The 17,885-nt window shown below is 34.0% G+C and carries 18 protein-coding genes; 7 read left to right on the top strand and 11 right to left on the bottom strand.

The window, feature by feature from the left end:
- Positions 1-34 precede the first annotated feature (34 nt).
- Positions 35-943: a methylenetetrahydrofolate reductase gene (locus tag CGEO_RS01545; protein ID WP_075493660.1), complete on the top strand. Its 909-nt coding sequence runs from the start codon at positions 35-37 to the stop codon at positions 941-943.
- Between the two features lie 629 nt (positions 944-1,572).
- Here the strand turns inward: CGEO_RS01545 and CGEO_RS01540 are convergent.
- Positions 1,573-2,169 carry a peroxiredoxin gene (locus CGEO_RS01540; RefSeq protein ID WP_075539842.1) on the bottom strand — a complete coding sequence of 199 codons (597 nt, stop codon included), beginning with the start codon at positions 2,167-2,169 and terminating at the stop codon, positions 1,573-1,575.
- Between the two features lie 178 nt (positions 2,170-2,347).
- Between CGEO_RS01540 and CGEO_RS01535 the strand changes: the two genes are divergently transcribed.
- The 6 genes from CGEO_RS01535 to CGEO_RS01510 all read left to right on the top strand — a co-directional run bounded on the left by CGEO_RS01535 (position 2,348) and on the right by CGEO_RS01510 (position 5,705).
- Complete coding sequence (locus CGEO_RS01535; protein ID WP_075539843.1) at positions 2,348-2,632, top strand: DUF362 domain-containing protein; 285 nt, start codon at positions 2,348-2,350, stop codon at positions 2,630-2,632.
- 132 nt (positions 2,633-2,764) lie between these two features.
- Complete coding sequence (gene ndk / locus CGEO_RS01530; protein ID WP_075493665.1) at positions 2,765-3,178, top strand: nucleoside-diphosphate kinase; 414 nt, start codon at positions 2,765-2,767, stop codon at positions 3,176-3,178.
- A gap of 18 nt (positions 3,179-3,196) precedes the next feature.
- Entirely contained in the window at positions 3,197-3,553 is a 357-nt protein-coding gene (locus CGEO_RS01525) for a DUF177 domain-containing protein (protein WP_075539844.1), read from the top strand.
- Positions 3,554-3,565: 12 nt separating this feature from the next.
- Positions 3,566-3,712 (top strand): 50S ribosomal protein L32, encoded by a 147-nt coding sequence (gene rpmF, locus CGEO_RS01520; protein ID WP_075493669.1) that lies wholly within the window; start codon positions 3,566-3,568, stop codon positions 3,710-3,712.
- Positions 3,712-4,722, top strand: coding sequence for a phosphate acyltransferase PlsX (gene plsX, locus CGEO_RS01515; protein ID WP_075493671.1), 1,011 nt, complete (start codon positions 3,712-3,714; stop codon positions 4,720-4,722). The genes rpmF and plsX overlap by 1 nt, the downstream gene beginning before the upstream one ends.
- On the top strand, positions 4,719-5,705 hold the full coding sequence (locus tag CGEO_RS01510) for a beta-ketoacyl-ACP synthase III (RefSeq protein ID WP_075539845.1): 987 nt from the start codon (positions 4,719-4,721) through the stop codon (positions 5,703-5,705). Before plsX ends, CGEO_RS01510 begins: the two co-directional genes overlap by 4 nt.
- Before the next feature lie 1,410 nt (positions 5,706-7,115).
- On the opposite strand, the gene lysM is transcribed toward CGEO_RS01510, so the two are convergent.
- The 10 genes from lysM to lysA all read right to left on the bottom strand — a co-directional run bounded on the left by lysM (position 7,116) and on the right by lysA (position 17,880).
- A complete protein-coding gene (gene lysM, locus CGEO_RS01505; protein ID WP_075539847.1) occupies positions 7,116-7,544 on the bottom strand; it encodes a peptidoglycan-binding protein LysM in 429 nt (142 codons plus the stop codon).
- Between the two features lie 184 nt (positions 7,545-7,728).
- Positions 7,729-8,805, bottom strand: a complete 1,077-nt coding sequence (serC, locus tag CGEO_RS01500; RefSeq protein WP_075493677.1) for a phosphoserine transaminase — start codon at positions 8,803-8,805, stop codon at positions 7,729-7,731.
- Between the two features lie 9 nt (positions 8,806-8,814).
- A complete protein-coding gene (xseA, locus tag CGEO_RS01495; RefSeq protein WP_075539848.1) occupies positions 8,815-9,984 on the bottom strand; it encodes an exodeoxyribonuclease VII large subunit in 1,170 nt (389 codons plus the stop codon).
- The gene (gene ubiE / locus CGEO_RS01490; protein ID WP_075493681.1) at positions 9,981-10,697 is read right to left on the bottom strand and encodes a bifunctional demethylmenaquinone methyltransferase/2-methoxy-6-polyprenyl-1,4-benzoquinol methylase UbiE; all 717 of its coding nucleotides are present in this window, start codon (positions 10,695-10,697) and stop codon (positions 9,981-9,983) included. Before ubiE ends, xseA begins: the two co-directional genes overlap by 4 nt.
- Positions 10,698-10,707: 10 nt before the next feature.
- Positions 10,708-12,114 (bottom strand): CYTH and CHAD domain-containing protein, encoded by a 1,407-nt coding sequence (locus CGEO_RS01485; protein WP_075539849.1) that lies wholly within the window; start codon positions 12,112-12,114, stop codon positions 10,708-10,710.
- A gap of 61 nt (positions 12,115-12,175) precedes the next feature.
- Entirely contained in the window at positions 12,176-12,586 is a 411-nt protein-coding gene (locus CGEO_RS01480; RefSeq protein ID WP_075493685.1) for a Fur family transcriptional regulator, read from the bottom strand.
- Positions 12,587-12,648: 62 nt separating this feature from the next.
- Complete coding sequence (dxs, locus tag CGEO_RS01475) at positions 12,649-14,472, bottom strand: 1-deoxy-D-xylulose-5-phosphate synthase (protein ID WP_075539850.1); 1,824 nt, start codon at positions 14,470-14,472, stop codon at positions 12,649-12,651.
- A gap of 28 nt (positions 14,473-14,500) precedes the next feature.
- Positions 14,501-15,598, bottom strand: a complete 1,098-nt coding sequence (gene hisC, locus CGEO_RS01470) for a histidinol-phosphate transaminase (protein ID WP_075493689.1) — start codon at positions 15,596-15,598, stop codon at positions 14,501-14,503.
- Positions 15,595-16,674: a prephenate dehydratase gene (gene pheA / locus CGEO_RS01465; protein ID WP_075531364.1), complete on the bottom strand. Its 1,080-nt coding sequence runs from the start codon at positions 16,672-16,674 to the stop codon at positions 15,595-15,597. The genes hisC and pheA overlap by 4 nt, the downstream gene beginning before the upstream one ends.
- Positions 16,675-17,880: a diaminopimelate decarboxylase gene (gene lysA / locus CGEO_RS01460; RefSeq protein ID WP_075531363.1), complete on the bottom strand. Its 1,206-nt coding sequence runs from the start codon at positions 17,878-17,880 to the stop codon at positions 16,675-16,677.
- Positions 17,881-17,885: the final 5 nt, after the last annotated feature.

Raw genomic sequence — 17,885 nt, 5'->3', positions numbered from 1 at the left:
TTTGATAAAATTTGCCAAAAAAGGTAGCGTTTAAATGCTAATTGAAAAGTTAAAATCAAACCAAGCTGGAATTTTGCTATACGGCTTAACCCCGCCAAAATCGAACTTAGATAATGATGAGATAAAAAGAATTTCAAGCCTTCAAAAAGATAGGATAAACTCGCTTCAAATCGATGGGATTATCCTTTATGACTTGCAAGATGAAAGTGCTAGAACTAGCCAAAAACGCACTTTTGAGTTTATTCACACAATTGATCCTTACGTTTACTACACCGATTTTTTACATGTCACAAAACCAGCTATTATTTACCGAGCTGTTGGAAAGTACAAAAGTGACGAATTTAGCGATGTTCTAACCAGATGTAAAGGCTCAAATTTCGCCACCGTTTTTGTAGGAGCAAGCTCGAAAAATCAAAATGTAAATTTAAAACTCGATGAGGCTTACCGCATAAAAGAGCGTATCGCGCCAAATTTAGCTCTTGGCGGAATTTGTATCCCTGAACGCCACGCCAGTAAAGCAAACGAACATCTAAAAGTGGCTAGCAAGACCTCGCAAGGGTGTGAATTTTTCATCACTCAAGCCGTTTATAATGTAGAAAACGCCAAAAATTTCATCGATGACTACGCTAAAATGGGAGTTAAAAAAGTTCCCATTATCTTTACTTTTACGCCATGTGGAAGCTTAAAAACGCTTGAGTTTATGAAATGGCTTGGCATTTCCGTGCCACCGTTTTTAGAAACTAGACTTAAAAACAGCGTTGATATCTTACAAAGCTCAGTTAGCTTAAGCCTTGAGATGTTTGAGTTTTTATACAAATATAGTCAAGCAAAAGGCGTTAGTATCGGCGCAAATGTCGAAAGTATCTCAACAAGAAAAGTTGAAATTCAAGCCTCAATCGAACTTCTAAATGGGATAAAAAAGATAATAGATAAGAAATTTTAAGCTAGATTTAAGCGTTAATTAGGTTTTAAGATTTAGCAATTTTAGCTTAAAATGGTTTATTAAGGTATCTAAATTTAGGCTATATCAAAATTTAAAGTGCTTTTAAACTTGATTAAAAATTTACTTTAAATTTAGCTATTTAATTTAGTAAAACTTTGCTTTACAGATTTTTAATTTTTAAAAATTTAAAGCTAGTTTGTTTTAAATACTTTTGTGAATTTTGGATTTGAGCCTCAATTTAGCGTTTTGCAGTTTAATTTATAACAGTAAATTTAAAAACTTTTTTGTTTTATAAATATAGCAAATCCATTTAAGGGCTAATTATATTAAATTTAGAAAAATTTAATATAACTTTTTTATGTAAAATAAATTTAAACCTAAAATCAAACTTTTGTCAAACTAAATTAAAACCATATAAACGTCTAAATTTAGCCAAAACATAGTAAAAACAGCAATAAAAACATAAATTAAAATCACACGTTAAAGTAAAAAACAAAATAATATATAGATAAAAGCACCAAAACACGCGTAGTATAAATCAAAAAGAGTTAAATTTAGTAAAAATTTAAGAGAATTTTAGCAAGATAAAGTGGTTTCAAGAGCCTAATTTTAGACTCTTGAAGTGATTTTTATAGTTTGTCTGCGTTTTCGCCAAGGTAGTTTGCAACGCCATCTGGACTTGCTTTCATACCTTTTTCGCCTTTATGCCAACCAGCTGGGCAAACCTCGCCGTATTCGTTTGTAAATAGCATTGTATCAACCATACGAATCATCTCATCGATGTTTCTACCAAGTGGCAAGTCATTTACTACTGCGTGTCTAACCGTACCATCGCTATCTAGCAAAAAACTTCCTCTAAGCGCAACTGCGTTTGCATAAAGCACATCAAAGTTTTTAGCTATATCTTTTGTCAAATCCGCAACTAGTGGGAACTGAACGTTGCCTATGCCGCCATTGTTTACTGGTGTATTTTTCCATGCAAAATGGCTGTATTCGTTATCGCAACTTACGCCGATAACCTCTATGCCTCTATCTTTGAAATCTTTATATCTCTTATCAAATGCGATAATTTCGCTTGGACATACAAATGTGAAGTCTTTTGGATAGAAAAATACTACCGCGCCTTTTGGACCTATATTTTTATAAAGGTTAAAATCCTCAACTATCTCGTTGTTGCCTAATACAGCTGGTGCTGTAAAATCTATCGCTTTGTTTGTAACTACCATAATCTTTCTCCTAATAATAAATTTTATTAATAGCGAAATTATATCACTTTAAGTTTAAAAAGAGATAAAATCTCCTAAATATTTTTTACATTTTTTCAGCTATTTATTTTTATAAATTTAGGCTTTGTTAAACTCCAATATGTTATCATTTTTGGGTCAATTTTAATAAGGAGATAATATGGCGGTTAAAATTACTGATATTTGTATTAGTTGTGGCTCATGCATAGATGAGTGTCCAGTCGAGGCTATAGTTGATGATAGCGATAACCCAACTGGTGAGGATATATACTATGTATATGCTGATAAATGCGTTGAGTGCGTAGGTCATAATGACGAACCAGCCTGTGCGACAGCCTGTCCAACAGATGGCTGTATCGTGTGGAGCGATGTTGTTGAGGGTCAACCTTCAAGAGATGATATCGGCGCTGACTTAAGAAGTGGCAATACTCCAGCTGTAAGTTAATACTTTTATTATAAAAGCTCAAATCTTTTTTGGGCTTTTATTTATTTTTAACCTAAATTCTGCTAAAATCTTTCTCTTTGTAAAAATTTTCAAAATTTTATATAATAAATGTTTTAAATTAAAGGAGACCCCATGCAACAAACTTTATCTATCATAAAGCCAGATGCAGTTAAAAAAGGCGTTATCGGTAAGATTATCGACAGATTTGAGTCAAATGGCTTAAGAATTGCAGCAGCTAAAAAACTTCAACTAAGCCAAGCTGAAGCTGGTAAATTCTACGAAGTTCATAAAGAAAGACCATTTTATGGCGAACTAGTTGAGTTTATGACAAGCGGTCCAGTTGTTGTTATGGTTCTTGAGGGTGAAAACGCGGTAGCAAAAAACAGAGATTTGATGGGCGCAACTGATCCTAAAAAAGCTGAAAAAGGCACTATTAGAGCTGATTTTGCTGAAAGTATCGATGCAAATGCAGTTCATGGAAGCGATAGCTTGGAAAATGCAGCTATTGAGATAGCATTTTTCTTTGCAAAAAAAGAGATTTGCTAATTAGTCAAGAGGTTAAATTTGAAACTAAATTTTAGCAAGATAAATTTCAACGAATTTCCATTTGAAATTCAAAAGGCAAATTTAACATTTGCTGGAAATTTAAAAAGACAAAATGCCAAAACGGTAAAATGTGATGGTCAAATTTATGGTAAAGTTGAGTATAATTGCGACAGATGTGGCGATAATATTTTGCTAGATTTAGATGAAAAAGTAGATCTCGTGCTAAGTGATGGAATTTACAAGTCCTCGCAAGATGTTTTGGAGGATGTTGTTGAGTTTTTTGATGGCGAGATTAATTTTGATGAAATTTTACAAAGCGAAATAGAAGCTTATAAAAGCGACTATTTTTATTGTGATAAGTGTAAAAATTTATAAAGGAGAAAAGAAATGGCAGTTCCAAAACGTAGAGTTAGTAAAACTCGTGCAGCGAAAAGAAGAACACACTATAAGGTAACTCTTCCTGTTCCTGTTAAAGACAAAGACGGCAGCTGGAAAATACCACACCGCGCAAATAAAACAACTGGCGAATACTAATGACTAAAATAGCTATAGATGCTATGGGAGGCGACTTTGGGTGTGAACCGATAGTTGCTGGAGTTATAGAAGCTCTTAAAGAGAGAAAATTTCATGCGTTTTTAGTCGGTGATGAGAAATTAGTTCGCCCTTTAGTACCAAAAGAATTTGGTGAATTTGTTACGTATGTGCAAGCAGATGAAATTTTTGAGATGAAAGAGGGTGCGACTGACGCACTTAAAAAGAAAGAATCAAGCATCTATAAAGCTATTGAACTTGTTAGAAACAAAGAGTGCAATGCTGTTGTTTCTGCAGGACATAGTGGTGCGACTATGAGTTTAGCCACTCTTAGAATCGGTAGACTTAAAAATGTCATTCGTCCAGCCATAGCAACTCTTATGCCAAATTCGCAAGATAAAAGAACTCTTGTTTTAGATGTTGGAGCAAATGTTGATTGCAAGGCTGAGCATCTGTTTCAGTTTGCTATCATGGGCGAAGCTTACGCAAAAGCCATTATGGGCATAGAAAAACCTAGATTATCTATTCTTTCAAACGGAGAGGAAGATAGCAAAGGCGATGAAGTTACAAAAGAGGCAAGAAATTTACTTAAAAATCTTAAAAACTTTGTCGGAAATGCCGAAGGTAGCAATATCTTCGATGGCAGTGTTGATGTTGTAACTTGTGATGGTTTTATGGGAAATATAGTGCTAAAAACAGCTGAGGGCGTTGCTGGTGCGATGAATAAACTAATTAAAAAAGAGGTTAAAAAATCTCCTGTTGCCATAGCTGGAGCAGTTTTGATGAATAAGGTTTTTAAAATCGTTAAAAAAAGCACAGATTATGATGAATACGGCGGAGCGCCATTGCTTGGCATAAAAGACTGTGTTATCATAAGTCATGGCAAAAGTACTCCAAAAGCAGTAAAAAATGCTATTTTTCAAGCTTTAAAATTCTCAAATTCAACTATCGATAAGATGATAGAAGATGAGCTTGCTAAATTTACAGATATAAAAAATAAGGCTAAGCTATGAAAAAAGCGTCGATGATATCCATAGGAGCGTATGTTCCAGAATTTATTCTTACTAACCACGATCTTGAAAAAATGGTAGAAACTAGCGATGAGTGGATAGTAAAACGAACAGGAATTCACACTAGACACATCGCAAAAGATGAAGTTACTAGCGATCTTGGATATAAAGCCGCAAAACAAGCTATAGAACGAGCAAAGCTTGCTCCTAGCGATATCGACGCTATTATTTGCGCAACTATTTCACCTGATTATCTTTGTATGCCATCAACTGCGTGCAGAATTTCAAATCTACTTGGACTTACAAACGTTACGGCATTTGACATAAGTGCAGCTTGCACGGGCTTTATCTATCTTTTAGAGATAGCAAAAAGTCTTGTTGAAAGCGGAATGAAAAAAAATGTTTTGATTATCGGCGCTGAAAAGTTAAGTTCGATTACAAACTGGGAAGATAGAGGGACTTGCGTTTTGTTTGGCGATGGCGCTGGAGCAGCAGTCATTTCACTACGAGAAGATAACCATATCATCGATGTTCACACATCAAGCGATGGTAGCAAGGGCGAGCTTTTGATAACTCCAGGTTGTGGCAGCGTAAATCCTATGTCGCAAGATACTCTTGATAAAAAACTTCACTTTATGCATATGGCTGGAAATGAGGTCTTTAAAGTAGCTGTAAATACCCTAACTAACGATGTTATAGACATCTTAGCAAAAAATGGCATTTTATCTTCGCAAATTGATCTTTTTATCCCACATCAAGCAAATTTACGTATCATCAATGCTGTGCAACAAAAGCTAGGCTTAAGTGATGAACAATGCGTTTTAACCGTTGCTAAATACGGTAATACAAGCTCAGCTTCAATCCCGATGGCGATAAATGATGCCTTTGAAAGTGGACGCCTTAAAAACGGCTCTTTAATGCTACTTGATGCATTTGGCGGTGGATTTACGTGGGGTTCGGCGTTACTTAAATTTGGTGGTAAATAAATTTAGCTTATCTTAATAAATCTAAATTTATAACCATACTAACTATACGTGGCATTTTATAGCTTAAAATTTAATTACATTTAGAATACTTTTTTTTATAATTTATTTAAAAAGATTTTTCTATGTTTAAAAAGCTATTTTGTTAATAATTGCACTACTATTTTACGACCTATGCACCACAACTTCTCTTGGGTAGTCTGCTTCTGAATTTAGCAGTATCTAGCCGCTAAAAAAATATAATAATCACAATGTTTTATCGATATCAATAAGACAGAAAAATGCGCTAATGATGAGATATTTGAAACTCTAATCGATGAAATACACAAAAACAATATGAAAAAAATTTATAAATGAAAAGTAGTTACCATTTGATTATTGATAAGACTACATCTAAAATCACATAAAGCTAAAAGATGCTAGAGTCAAACCTTTCTTAAGCTAACGAAATATTTCAAAAGTGCAACTTTAAAAGCTTTTTGTTAAAGCAATTTTAAGGCTATTCTCAACAAAGAAAGATATAAAAAAATAATTTTTATAATAAATATCGATATAAATAGATTGTGAATGTCGCGGAGAAGCGAGTCTTTACAAGCACAAAAATAGCTAACTTTAATATCCCTAAAATCAAATCTCTTTAAATAAAAACATATTAGATAACAAAAACAACCAACTTCCGCGAAAGCATAATGAAAGTTTAGAAAAATACAAAGATGAAGTATCTGAATTTATACAAAATGAGTTAAAATAGTTAAATTTATAAAGCGCAGTTAAATTTAAACCTATGTTTTGAATTATTGCTCTTTTTTTATCTTTTTGCTTAATTTTTTTATAAATCTAGCGTATCGTTCATAACTTTTTGATAATCTCTGTCTAAAATTAGTTGAAATTTTTTAGTGTGGCTAATATGTAAAAATACTTCTATCTTTTATGTTAATTTTCGCCCGAATTTGGGTTTTTACGCCGACTAATCAAAAACGAAAACGAAAATGACCAAAATTTGATTATGTCGATACTGCTCGTTTTATCCACATATTTTGTTATCTAAGATGAAAATCCGCAAATGCTCTAGTTTCATTTTATTCACTGCGATATTTTCCATAGCTATATCTTTTTATAGCATATATATCTTTTCTTTGGCACTTAATTTCGCTTCTTATAGATAGATGATATAAAACATTTTTGAACTATATTTAAATTGCCTTTTATAAACAACGAAATTTACAAAAACAAGTTTTTTGAAAAATTTAATGTTTTGTTTGCTTTCAAATTTATGATTTTTAATGCAAATCAGCCTTTTAAAGCCAGATATTGAGCAAAAAAAGCAAGAACTATGAAAGCTGTTAAAATTAAACAATCTTTCCATATATAAAGAAAAACTCGACTAAAATATAGCCGAGTTTGGTTTAAAGCTTATTTTTCAAGCTTCGGAATGCGGATTTTTTGACCCGGATAAATCAAATCCATATCTTTGATAACCTCGCGGTTAGCTTCAAAAATTTTGTTGTATAAATTTGGATTTCCATAAAATTTCTTTGAAATTTTTGATAGATTATCGCCTTTTTGTATCTCATAGTAGTTTTCATCGCTCTCATCACGAACGCCCTCAAACTCGACCTTTTTAATCCCTTCGATATTTCCAGCGATTAACGCGGCTTTTTCTTTGGCTTCTTGTGAACCATCGCCTTTTAAGACAACAGTATCACCCTCAACTTTAACCTCAAGATTTTCAATCGGCATAGTTTGGCTACTTAGTTTAATCTCCTCTTTTATCTTGCCCTCATCATCGCCTAACCCAAGCAGTTTTTTGCCTGCATCGATAGCAAAAGATAGTAATCCCATGTTAATCCTTTAAAATAAATTTAGCAGATTTCTGCTAGCGTAATTATACCTTAAATTTATTTTAAAAAATTGAAATTTAAACATTTGTTATAATATTTACTTTATTTTAATAAATATATTTTTTGCAAAAAAAAGGGCTTTAAAATCAAATTTAAAAAGCCCTTTGTAGATAAATTTTTTAAATTTAGCCGTTTTTTCTAGCAAATTCTTTCATAAAATCTACTAAAGTTTCCACATTTTCATAAGTTATAGCATTATACAAAGAGGCTCTAATGCCGCCAAGATGACGATGACCTTTAAGCCCTATCATACCAGCCTCACTCGCCTCTTTTACAAATTTCATCTCCAACTCTTTTGATAAAATATTAAAGCTAACATTCATTAAAGAGCGCGAATCATCCTGAGCGTGACCTTTATAAAAGCCGTTTGAACCATCGATATAAGAGTACAAAAGATGGGCTTTTTTCTCATTTTTTTCATTTATAGAAGCCAAACCGCCTTGTTTTATAACCCAATCAAGAGTTAAATTTAGCATATAAATTCCAAAAGTGTTTGGCGTATTTGACATAGAATCAGCCTCTGCTTGCGTTTTATAGCGAAGAATGCTAGGCACATTTGCCCCAACTCTATCAAGCAAATCTTTTCTAACTACGACCAAGGTTACGCCAGCTGGGCCACCATTTTTCTGAATTCCACCATAAAATAGTCCGATGTTGCTGATATCAATCTCTCTTGCGAAAAGATCACTTGAACTATCAACTACTAAAGGACATTTGCACTTTGGATACTCTTTGTATTGAGTGCCGTAAATTGTGTTATTTGAGCAGATATAAAGATAGTCTGCATCGTCGCTAAATTTGATATCTTTTGGAATTCTATCAAATTTAGTCTCTTCGCTACTTGCGACAACTTCGTAATTTATACCTAAAATTTTCGCATCTTTTATAGCTTTAGTTGTCCAAACGCCAGTATTTACATACTGTGCTACGCCGCCATTGTATAAATTCATCGGTACTTGCGCAAACTGCAAAGTCGCGCCACCTTGCAAGAACAGTACATCATACTCATCGCCAAACCCATAAAGACTTTTTACCTTATCTCTAGCTGAAAATAAAACCTCTTCAAAAATAGGCGTTCTATGTGAAATTTCTATAATCGAACAGCCACATCCTTTGTAGTCTAAAAACTCTGCTTGTGCAGTTTGAAGCACCTCAAGCGGAATGCTGCTTGGACCAGCGCTAAAATTTATAACTCTACTCATACAATCTCCTTATTTAATAACTGCTTGTTTTTTATCATCTTGTGAATACAACTCAACCAAATCGCCACTTTTTAGCTCTTTAAGACTTATGTTTTTGCCATCTTTTTGCACTTGGATATAGTTTTTAACTGCGCTAAAAAGCTGATTTTTCTCTGCAAAAACCGCCTCTTTTAAGCTTAGTTCATTTTGAAATTTACTAAATTTAGCTTTAAAAAGCGAGTGAATTTTAAACCTTAAATTCTCTATATCTTTAAAACTTTGCTCGATTTTTTTACCCAACGCTTTGTTTTTAAGCTCGATTTCAAGGTGTTTTACCCAGTTTTCACACGCTAAAATCTTTTTATACACCATCTCATTTAACCTATCATAATCAGAGTCTATCTCTTGATACAACGACATTTTATCAGGCAATAAATCCACCATAGAAGCTGTTGGCGTAAGGCTTCTGTGATCACTTACAAAATCACTTATGCTAAAGTCTATCTCGTGTCCAACCGCGCTTATAATAGGCGTTTGCGATGCAAATATCGCTCTTGCTAAGCTCTCATCGTTAAAGCACCACAAGTCCTCTTTACTTCCGCCACCTCTTGCTATGACAATCGCATCATACCCAGCCTTATCTGCTTTTTGCAACGCTTTTATAACCGAATTTGCCGCGCTTTCGCCTTGCATAAGCGAGTTATAAAGATAAATTTGACAAAACTCACATCTATCTTTTGCCACTCTTAGCATATCTTGGTAGGCTGCTGAAGTTGCGCTTGTAATAATTGCGATTTTGGTTGGAAATTTAGGAAGCGGTTTTTTATGCTCTGGCTTAAAAAGACCCTCTTTTTCAAGCTTTTCTTTAAGTTGTTTAAATGCAAGTTCTAGCTCTCCAACGCCCTCAATTCTAAGCGAACTTGCTACGAGCTGATATCCACCATTTGGCACATACAGGCTTACTTTGCCTGAAGCTACAACTTTCATACCATCTTTTATGCTAAATTTAATCTTTTTGTTATTAAAACTAAACATCGCGCAACTTATAGCGCCTTTTTCATCTTTTAGCGTAAAATACCAGTGTTTTGAGCTTTTATTTTCTATAAATCTAGAAACCTCTCCGCTAACTTCTATACTACCGAAATTTGTTTCAAGCAAAGATTTGGCTTGTTCGTTTAACTCACTAACGGTTAAAATCATAAATTTCTAACTTTTTTTGCTATAAACATAGTTGAAACATCGAAACTAAAGCCTTTTACAACTTCCATTTCAAAGCCGCATTTTTCAAGCTCTTTGATAAAACTTTGCGTGTCTAAAAAATTTCCTATCGAGCTTGGAAGATACTCATACGCCTCTTTGTTTTTAGATATCATTTCGCCTATTTTTGGCAAAACTTTACTAACGTATAAATCTCTAAAGTATGTCACAATGCCTTTTTTTGGAGTTTTAGTAAACTCAAGTACGACAACATATCCACCCATTTTAACAACTCTGTTAAACTCTTCAAGCGCTTTAACTCTTTCAACCACATTTCTTATACCATAGCTAATACTAAGCACATCAACGCTTTCGTTTTCTAAAGTCGTATTTTCCGCACTTGCTTCAATAAATTCTAAATTTGCAAATTTCTTCTTAGCCTCATTTAGCATACCACTACTTGGATCGATTCCTACAAGTCTGTTTAGTTTAACGTTAAATCCCTTTGCCATATCGTGCCAAAGTCCTAGCATATCGCCAGTTCCACAAGCCACATCAGCGATACTTGCCTCACGGTTAATAAATTTAGAAAGTATAACTTGACACGCAGTTTTTCGCCAACTCGTATCAAGCCCAAGGCTTATAGCGCGATTTGCCTTATCGTAAGTTGGCGCAATCGCGTTAAACATTTCGACTATTTTTTCTTGTTTTTGCATTAAATTTCCTTTAGTAATATGCTTTTAAAATTTTTGAAATTTTTCTTATTTGTTTGATAAATTTAGGTTTTTTATCAAGAATTTGACCTCTTAGCTTAAACATTTGCACTGAGATTTCACCCTTTTGAGCCTGCATAAAGTGCGCCATTTCACCCTTATCATACATATCAATGATATCACACCAGACATCTCTATCTTGAAGCTCGCCAAACACAACTTGCATCTTTTTAAGCCTTGCAAATCCATCATCAAACGCCTCTATATCAAACATTGTTTTAAAACTTTCAAAAAGATACCTTAGCTTTTTAAGCTCGATTCTTGTAGCGTGAAAATACTCATTTTCCCTTTCATCATCGAGTTTTGCAAACCTTTTTTCAAGTCCTATTATCTCTTTTCTTATAATAAAAGCGATAAATTTCTTCATCACTTTGCTATCTTTTTTATAAAATCCACTATCGTCGCTTAAGAAATTTTCATAATCTAAGAAAAATTCTTCAACCTCTTTTGAAACCAAAAACTCGCCAACATCTCCTTGTTTGCTTTGACTTACGAACTCAAGGCTTTTTAAAATCTCACTAGAATTTTCAACATCTTTTAAATACTGTATAAAAACATCAAAATCTCTTTTTTCATTTGTCCTGTTTGCTACCATTTTAAGCCCATTTAAAATCTGCGCGATAACTCTTTCATCATATAAGCTTCTAGCAAGCTTTAAAAGGCTTCTACTTTTTCTTAAATTTACCCTAAGTTGATGTAAAACCTCAGCATCTGGCGAGTCTATATAACTTTGTTTTAATGTTTTAATCTTTTGATAAATTTGGTTAAAAAGTAGTCTAAACCCATCGCTTGCATCGATGTATGAAGGAAATTTAAGCTCTAAATTTGGACTTTTTTTAATAGCGATTAATGCTTTATTGCACTCAAATTCGCACTTTGGATTAGCATATAGTGATAAATTTTTGTTTTTATATCTTTCATCTTGAGTTATCTCTTTTTTAACCACATTTTCAAAAATAGTGTCAAATTTAAACTCATTTGCATCTTCTACGCTTTTAAATTCGATTTCTAAAGTTACAAGTGGGGACAAAAAATCGTGATAAACATCTAAAAAATACTCAAGTTCATCTAAAAAAAAGCTATATCTATCTTTTGATATGATGTGAGAAATTCTCTTGTTTTTAGCCTCTTTATACTCATTTTTTGAGATAACAACCTCAAGTTCATCTCGCACTAAGCCAGCTCCTGCTTTGTTTGTGAGATAGTAAATTTCATCTTTTTTTCTATATCTGATTTCGCTAAATTTAGAAATTTCGGTATAGAATTGTTTTATAGAGGTTTTATATATAGTTACGTTTTTTTCAAAAAGTAGTTTTAGCAAAGAAGAGTCTTCAAGCAAAAATTTGCGTTCAATCTCCATATATCACCTCCTAGTTAAAGTGAGTATATTTTAGCAAATTAGTGCTTAAAGAATAAAGGGTTTATCTACAATGCTCGCAGTCAGGCACAGTTGCTACGATGTTTAGTTTTTTTACGATATTTCCAACTGCTCGCTCAATGCTTTGATGGCACTCTTGTATAGCAAATTCTTTAGCATCAAAGTCTCTTACAAATCCGCATTTTTCGCACACAACGTGAATGTGCGGATACTCATAAATATCAAATTTAGACTTTTGGTTTGGTATACTAACTTCAACGACTAATCCTTGCTCTATGAGCGTATTTAAGTTCTTATAAACCGTAGCAAGTGATATAGAAGGATAATCTTGTTTTATATCATCATAAAGCTCATCTATAGTTGGATGCGTGTGCTTTCCTAAAACCTTAAGAACGCAAAGTCTTTGAGGAGTAGCTTTTAAACCGCAATCTTTTAAAAGTTCGATATGGCTCATATGGCTCCTTTATTAATTTTGCGAAATTGTATCATAAAATTATTAAACTAAGTTTATATTTGTTAAGATTTTTTATTATTTAGTATTTTTTCAGAAAGACTGCGTGCGTCAACTCCTAAATTTCGCTCTACATCTGGCGTTTTACCGTGCGGGATGAAGATATCTGGAAGTTCAAAAGATATAACTTTAACATCAAAAATTTTCTCATCTTGCAAAAATGATGATAAAATTTCGCCAACTCCACCTTTTTTAGCTGAGTCGCTAAAAATATACCAAATTTTTGAATATGATGCTAAATTTAGCAAAAACTCTCTATCAAGTGGTTTTGCAAAGACTAAATCAATCAAATTTGGCTTTAAATCAGTTAAAATTTGCATAACTTCATACGCTCTTCCAACTCCATTACCATATCCTATAAAGCTTGTGTTTGAGCCGTTATCAACAAGTAAATTTGCCTTTGCAAACTCTACATTCTCACAGCCAAACTCATCATCTAAGATAAAATTTCCTCTTGGATAACGAACCGCCAAAGGTCCACAATGCTCGTATGAATACTCAAGAATTTTTGCAAAACTCTCTTCGCTTCTTGGCGCACACATCGAGATATTTGGCACTGCATTTAGATAACTGATATCAAAAACACCCTCATGTGTTTCGCCGTCCTCGCCAACGATTCCAGCTCTATCCATCGCAAAAACAACATTTAAATTCATAATCGCACAATCATGTATAACTTGATCATACGCGCGTTGTAAAAATGTCGAATAAATCGTAATGTATGGTTTAAAACCCTCTTTTGCCATCGCCGCCATCGAAGTTACTGCATGTTGCTCAGCTATCGCCACATCCCAAAACCGCTCAGGATAGACCTCTATAAGCTTATCAAGCCCCGTTCCATTTGGCATAGCAGCTGTTACGCCAACTATATTTTTATGTTTTGCGGCTAAATTTAGTAAATTTTGAGCATAGATTGTGGTTGCATTTTTTCTAGCTACTTTTTTTATAAATTCGCCACTTTCGATATCAAAAGGCCCTACTCCATGCCAGTTTTCATCATATCCCTCAGCTTTTTCATAGCCTTTTCCTTTTAAGGTTTGAGCATGAACGATAACCGGTTTTTTCATCTCTTTTGCTACTTTGAAAGTCTGGATTAGCCCCTCTATATCATGCCCATCGACTGGACCTATGTATTCAAGTCCTAGCTCTTCAAAGAGCATTCCTGGAGTTATAAGCTTAAATCCCTCTTCAAAACGCTTTGCCATATAAGCGGCAGTATCTGGCATATATGAGAGAAATTTATTAACCTTATCTTTAAATCTTTGATAGCTTTGTCCTGCCATAAGCTGAGAAAGATACTTGCTAAGCGCTCCGATTGGCTTTGAGATAGACATCTCATTATCGTTTAAAATGACAACACAAGGATACTCTTTATCGCCTAGTTCATTTAGCGCTTCATAAGCCATTCCAGCGCTCATCGCCCCATCTCCGATAAGTGCTACTGGAAGTCTGTCTTCGCCCTTTAGTTTTATCGCTTTTGCAGCACCAACAGCAAGCGAGATAGAAGTAGAGCTATGCCCTGCTACAAAGTAGTCATACTCGCTCTCATTTGGCTTTGTATATCCGCTAATACCGCCAAACTGACGCAAGGTGCTAAACTCATCCCATCTATCTGTTAAAAGTTTATGTGCGTAACTTTGATGACTTACATCGTAAATAAATGGGTCTTTTTTTACATCAAAAACATAGTGCATCGCCACTATTATCTCAACTGCGCCGATATTTGAGCTAAGGTGTCCGCCGTTTTTACTAACGACATTTAAAATTCTCTCTCTGATATCGCTACAAAGCGTTTTTAACTCATCTATGTTTTTATCTTTTATATCCACTACTTTTTATCTCCACTTTTTAACGTTTTTACAAAAGCTCTTTTAATGCTTTTAAAACTCTTTGATTATCTTTAGGAAGTCCTATGGTAATGCGAATGGCGTTCATTCCATAACCTTTTAAATTTCGCAAAATTATGCCCTGTCTTAAAAGCTTGTCGCAAATTTCGCTTGAGTCTTGTTTTTTAAACAAAAATGTTATGAAATTTGTATAACTTGGGATAAACTCAAGTCCATTTTTCTTAGCAAATTTCTCGTACTTTTTCATCTCTTTTAAGTTGTTTTTCAAAGTATCTTCTACAAATTTCTCATCTTTTAAAACTTCAAGTGCAGCAACTAAGCTTGGAGTCGTTACGTTAAATGGCGCTCTTAGCTTTGAAAGTGCTTTTATAATCTGCTCGCTTGCGATACCATAACCTATGCGCATTCCGCCGAGTCCATAAATTTTAGAAAATGTTCCAAGATATAAAACATTACTAAATTTATCTAATAAATCTTTTGGTTTTATCTCTTTTTTGCTATCTTTAAAAGTGGCAAACTCGTTATAAGCGCCATCGATGATAACAAGCACATCTTTATCAATGCTTTGGATAAATTTATACACATCTTTTCTATCCAAACACTCGCCTAATGGGTTGTTTGGAATACATAAAAATATGACTGAAATTTCATCTTTTTTCTCTTTATAAATTTTACTAAATTCATCTAAATCATGCTGTTTTGACTGAGTTTTATAAATTTTAGCGCCCGTATGTTTAGCATAAATTTCATACATCGCAAATGTCGTTCCAGCCACCAAAATAGCATTTTTTGAGTTTGTCTTTGCATGCAAAGCAAACTCTATAACTTGATCGCTTCCAGAGCCGATGATGATATTTTCTGGTTTGATTTTATACTTGCTAGAAAGCGCGTCTTTTAGCTCAAACATACTATCATCTGGATATAAATGTGCGTGAGCGGCTGCCTTTTTCAGAGCTTTTTGAACTTTTTTGCTAGTTCCCATTGGATTTTCGTTACTTGCTAGTTTTAAAACATCTTTTTCTTTTACGCCAAATTCTCTAACAACAAGCTCAATCGGTTTTCCAGCTTCGTAATTTGTCAAATTTTCTAACACATCGTTAAATTTCATCTTTCATCTCCATTCATATAACTTCCAAGCCATGAGATCTCATGACCCTCTTTTTTAGCCATTAAAAGAACCTTTTTTACCCTCTCATCATCTATATGACCCTCAAAATCTATATAGAAATTTGTCTTAAAATCTTTCTTTTTTATCGGTCTGCTCTCAAGTTTAGTTAAATTTATACCCTCATTTCTAAACATCTGCAAAAGCTCAACCAAAGCGCCTGGTTTATGATCTGTTTTTGCCATAATCGAAGTTTTATCGTGGTTTGTTTTGGCGTTTTTAAAATCGCTTAAGATAAAAAACCTTGTTCTGTTTGCTAAGTTATCTTCAATCGTTTCAAACATCATCGGCACTTTAAAAATATTTGCAGCAATCTGCGAACAAATAGCTGCTGAATTTGGAGTTTGCGCTGCCATTTTTGCTGCTAATGCAGTTGATTTTGTAGGGATAAATTCTATCTCATTTAAGCCATGATCTTCTAAGAATTTTAAGCACTGATTATAACCTTGAGGATGAGAATAAATTTTATCTATATCTTTTATATTCTCTTCATTGCTTACAAAACAGTGGTGGATATCCATATAAATTTCAGCCACGATTTTTATACCTTCATACTCGCCAAGACAATCAAACGTCGCTCCCACGCCACCTTCAGTGTTGTTTTCTATAGGAACTACGCCATAACGAGCTTCTTTGTTGTCAAGCTCTTTAAAAACCGCTTCAATCGAAGCTAGCGGAAGATAGGTGCTAACTGCGCCAAAACGGCTCTTTGCGGCTTGATGAGTGTATGTTCCAAAAGGTCCAAGAAAAGCTACAACTTGTGGTTTTTCTAAATTTCTTGAAACAGAGAAAATCTCGAAAAATATCGCCTCAATCGCCTTTTTACCTAAGTTATAGCTATGCTCACTTTCTAAGCGGCTGATGATAGCTTTTTCGCGTTCTGGTCTGTATATAGTCGCTCCACTGGAGTTTTTTAGCTCTCCAATTTTTTTAACATAGCCCATTCGCTCATCTAAAAGCTTTAAAATTTGGTTATCCACACCATCAATGCAGCCTCGTAAATCATCGATATTTTGCACTTATTCTCCTATAAATTCGATTTCGTTTGCGACCAAATCTTCAAATTTTTCTCGTTTTCTAATAAGCCTAGCCTTGCCATCTTCTATAGCAACTTCTGCGGCTTTACACCTTGAGTTGTAGTTGCTTGCCATGCCAAAACCATAAGCTCCAGCGCATTTTACAACAAGCAAATCGCCACTTTTAAGCTCTGGCATATCTCTATCTTTTCCTAAAAAATCGCCACTTTCACAAATCGGGCCAACGATATCGCATTTGCTTAAATTCAAGCCATCCGCCAAAGCTTCAATCTCATGATAAGCGCCATATAGACTCGGGCGCAAAAGATCGTTCATCGCGCCATCTACTACGACAAATCTTTTATCGTTATTAACTTTTTCATATAAAACTTTTGTCAAAAGCACGCCACTTTCGCCTACGATAAAACGACCTGGCTCACACACGATAGTCTCATCTTGACCTTTAAGCGCTGATAAAATTCCTTGTGCATACTCGTATAAATCGACATTTTTTTCATCTTTATAACGTATTCCAACGCCACCGCCGATATCAAAAAATTTAATATCAATTTCTAACGCTTTTAATTCTCTCATTAAATTTGACACGATTTGCGCTGCTTCATGAACTGGCATGATATCAATAAGCTGGCTTCCTATGTGAAAATGTATGCCAATCGGATTTAAAAACTGACTATTTTTTGCTTTGATATACATCTTTTTTGCTTCATTTATATTCACACCAAATTTGTTTTCGTTAAGTCCAGTTGAGATGTATGGATGGGTTTTTGGATCGATATTTGGATTTACTCTTATGCTGATTCTTGCTATTTTATCTAGGCTTTTTGCGATTTCTTCGATTCTATCAAGTTCGGCGCTACTTTCGACATTTATCATCAAAATGTTTGCGTTTATAGCATCTTTTATCTCACTATCTTGCTTTCCAACTCCTGAATATATTATCTTATATCTATCAGCTCCTGCTAAAATCGCTCTTCTAACTTCGTTAAAGCTAACGCAGTCAAATCCAGAACCTAAATTTGCTAAAAGCTTTAACAAGCTTAAATTTGAGTTTGCTTTTACAGCGTAACAAACTAGAGATTTTCTTCCTGCAAATGAGTTTTTAAGCTCTAGATATCTCTTTTTTATCTGATTAAAATCATAAATGTAAAGTGGTGTTTCGTAAGTTTTGGCAAGCTGTTTATAGTCCATATAAA

It is taken from the genome of Campylobacter geochelonis (assembly GCF_013201685.1).
GTDB lineage: Bacteria > Campylobacterota > Campylobacteria > Campylobacterales > Campylobacteraceae > Campylobacter_B > Campylobacter_B geochelonis.
Note: the sequence above shows the minus strand (reverse complement) of the source record. Positions and strands in the feature narration are given on the sequence as shown.

Bases quoted from the DNA above. Each gene is read 5' to 3' on its own strand.
- plsX (WP_075493671.1), top strand. From the start codon at position 3,712: ATGACTAAAATAGCTATAGATGCTATGGGAGGCGACTTTGGGTGTGAA.
- hisC (WP_075493689.1), bottom strand. From the start codon at position 15,598: ATGAAATTTAACGATGTGTTAGAAAATTTGACAAATTACGAAGCTGGA.
- lysA (WP_075531363.1), bottom strand. From the start codon at position 17,880: ATGGACTATAAACAGCTTGCCAAAACTTACGAAACACCACTTTACATT.
- serC (WP_075493677.1), bottom strand. From the start codon at position 8,805: ATGAGTAGAGTTATAAATTTTAGCGCTGGTCCAAGCAGCATTCCGCTT.
- CGEO_RS01480 (WP_075493685.1), bottom strand. From the start codon at position 12,586: ATGAGCCATATCGAACTTTTAAAAGATTGCGGTTTAAAAGCTACTCCT.
- ubiE (WP_075493681.1), bottom strand. From the start codon at position 10,697: ATGCAAAAACAAGAAAAAATAGTCGAAATGTTTAACGCGATTGCGCCA.
- CGEO_RS01485 (WP_075539849.1), bottom strand. From the start codon at position 12,114: ATGGAGATTGAACGCAAATTTTTGCTTGAAGACTCTTCTTTGCTAAAA.
- xseA (WP_075539848.1), bottom strand. From the start codon at position 9,984: ATGATTTTAACCGTTAGTGAGTTAAACGAACAAGCCAAATCTTTGCTT.
- lysM (WP_075539847.1), bottom strand. From the start codon at position 7,544: ATGGGATTACTATCTTTTGCTATCGATGCAGGCAAAAAACTGCTTGGG.
- CGEO_RS01545 (WP_075493660.1), top strand. From the start codon at position 35: ATGCTAATTGAAAAGTTAAAATCAAACCAAGCTGGAATTTTGCTATAC.
- ndk (WP_075493665.1), top strand. From the start codon at position 2,765: ATGCAACAAACTTTATCTATCATAAAGCCAGATGCAGTTAAAAAAGGC.
- CGEO_RS01510 (WP_075539845.1), top strand. From the start codon at position 4,719: ATGAAAAAAGCGTCGATGATATCCATAGGAGCGTATGTTCCAGAATTT.
- CGEO_RS01540 (WP_075539842.1), bottom strand. From the start codon at position 2,169: ATGGTAGTTACAAACAAAGCGATAGATTTTACAGCACCAGCTGTATTA.
- rpmF (WP_075493669.1), top strand. From the start codon at position 3,566: ATGGCAGTTCCAAAACGTAGAGTTAGTAAAACTCGTGCAGCGAAAAGA.
- CGEO_RS01535 (WP_075539843.1), top strand. From the start codon at position 2,348: ATGGCGGTTAAAATTACTGATATTTGTATTAGTTGTGGCTCATGCATA.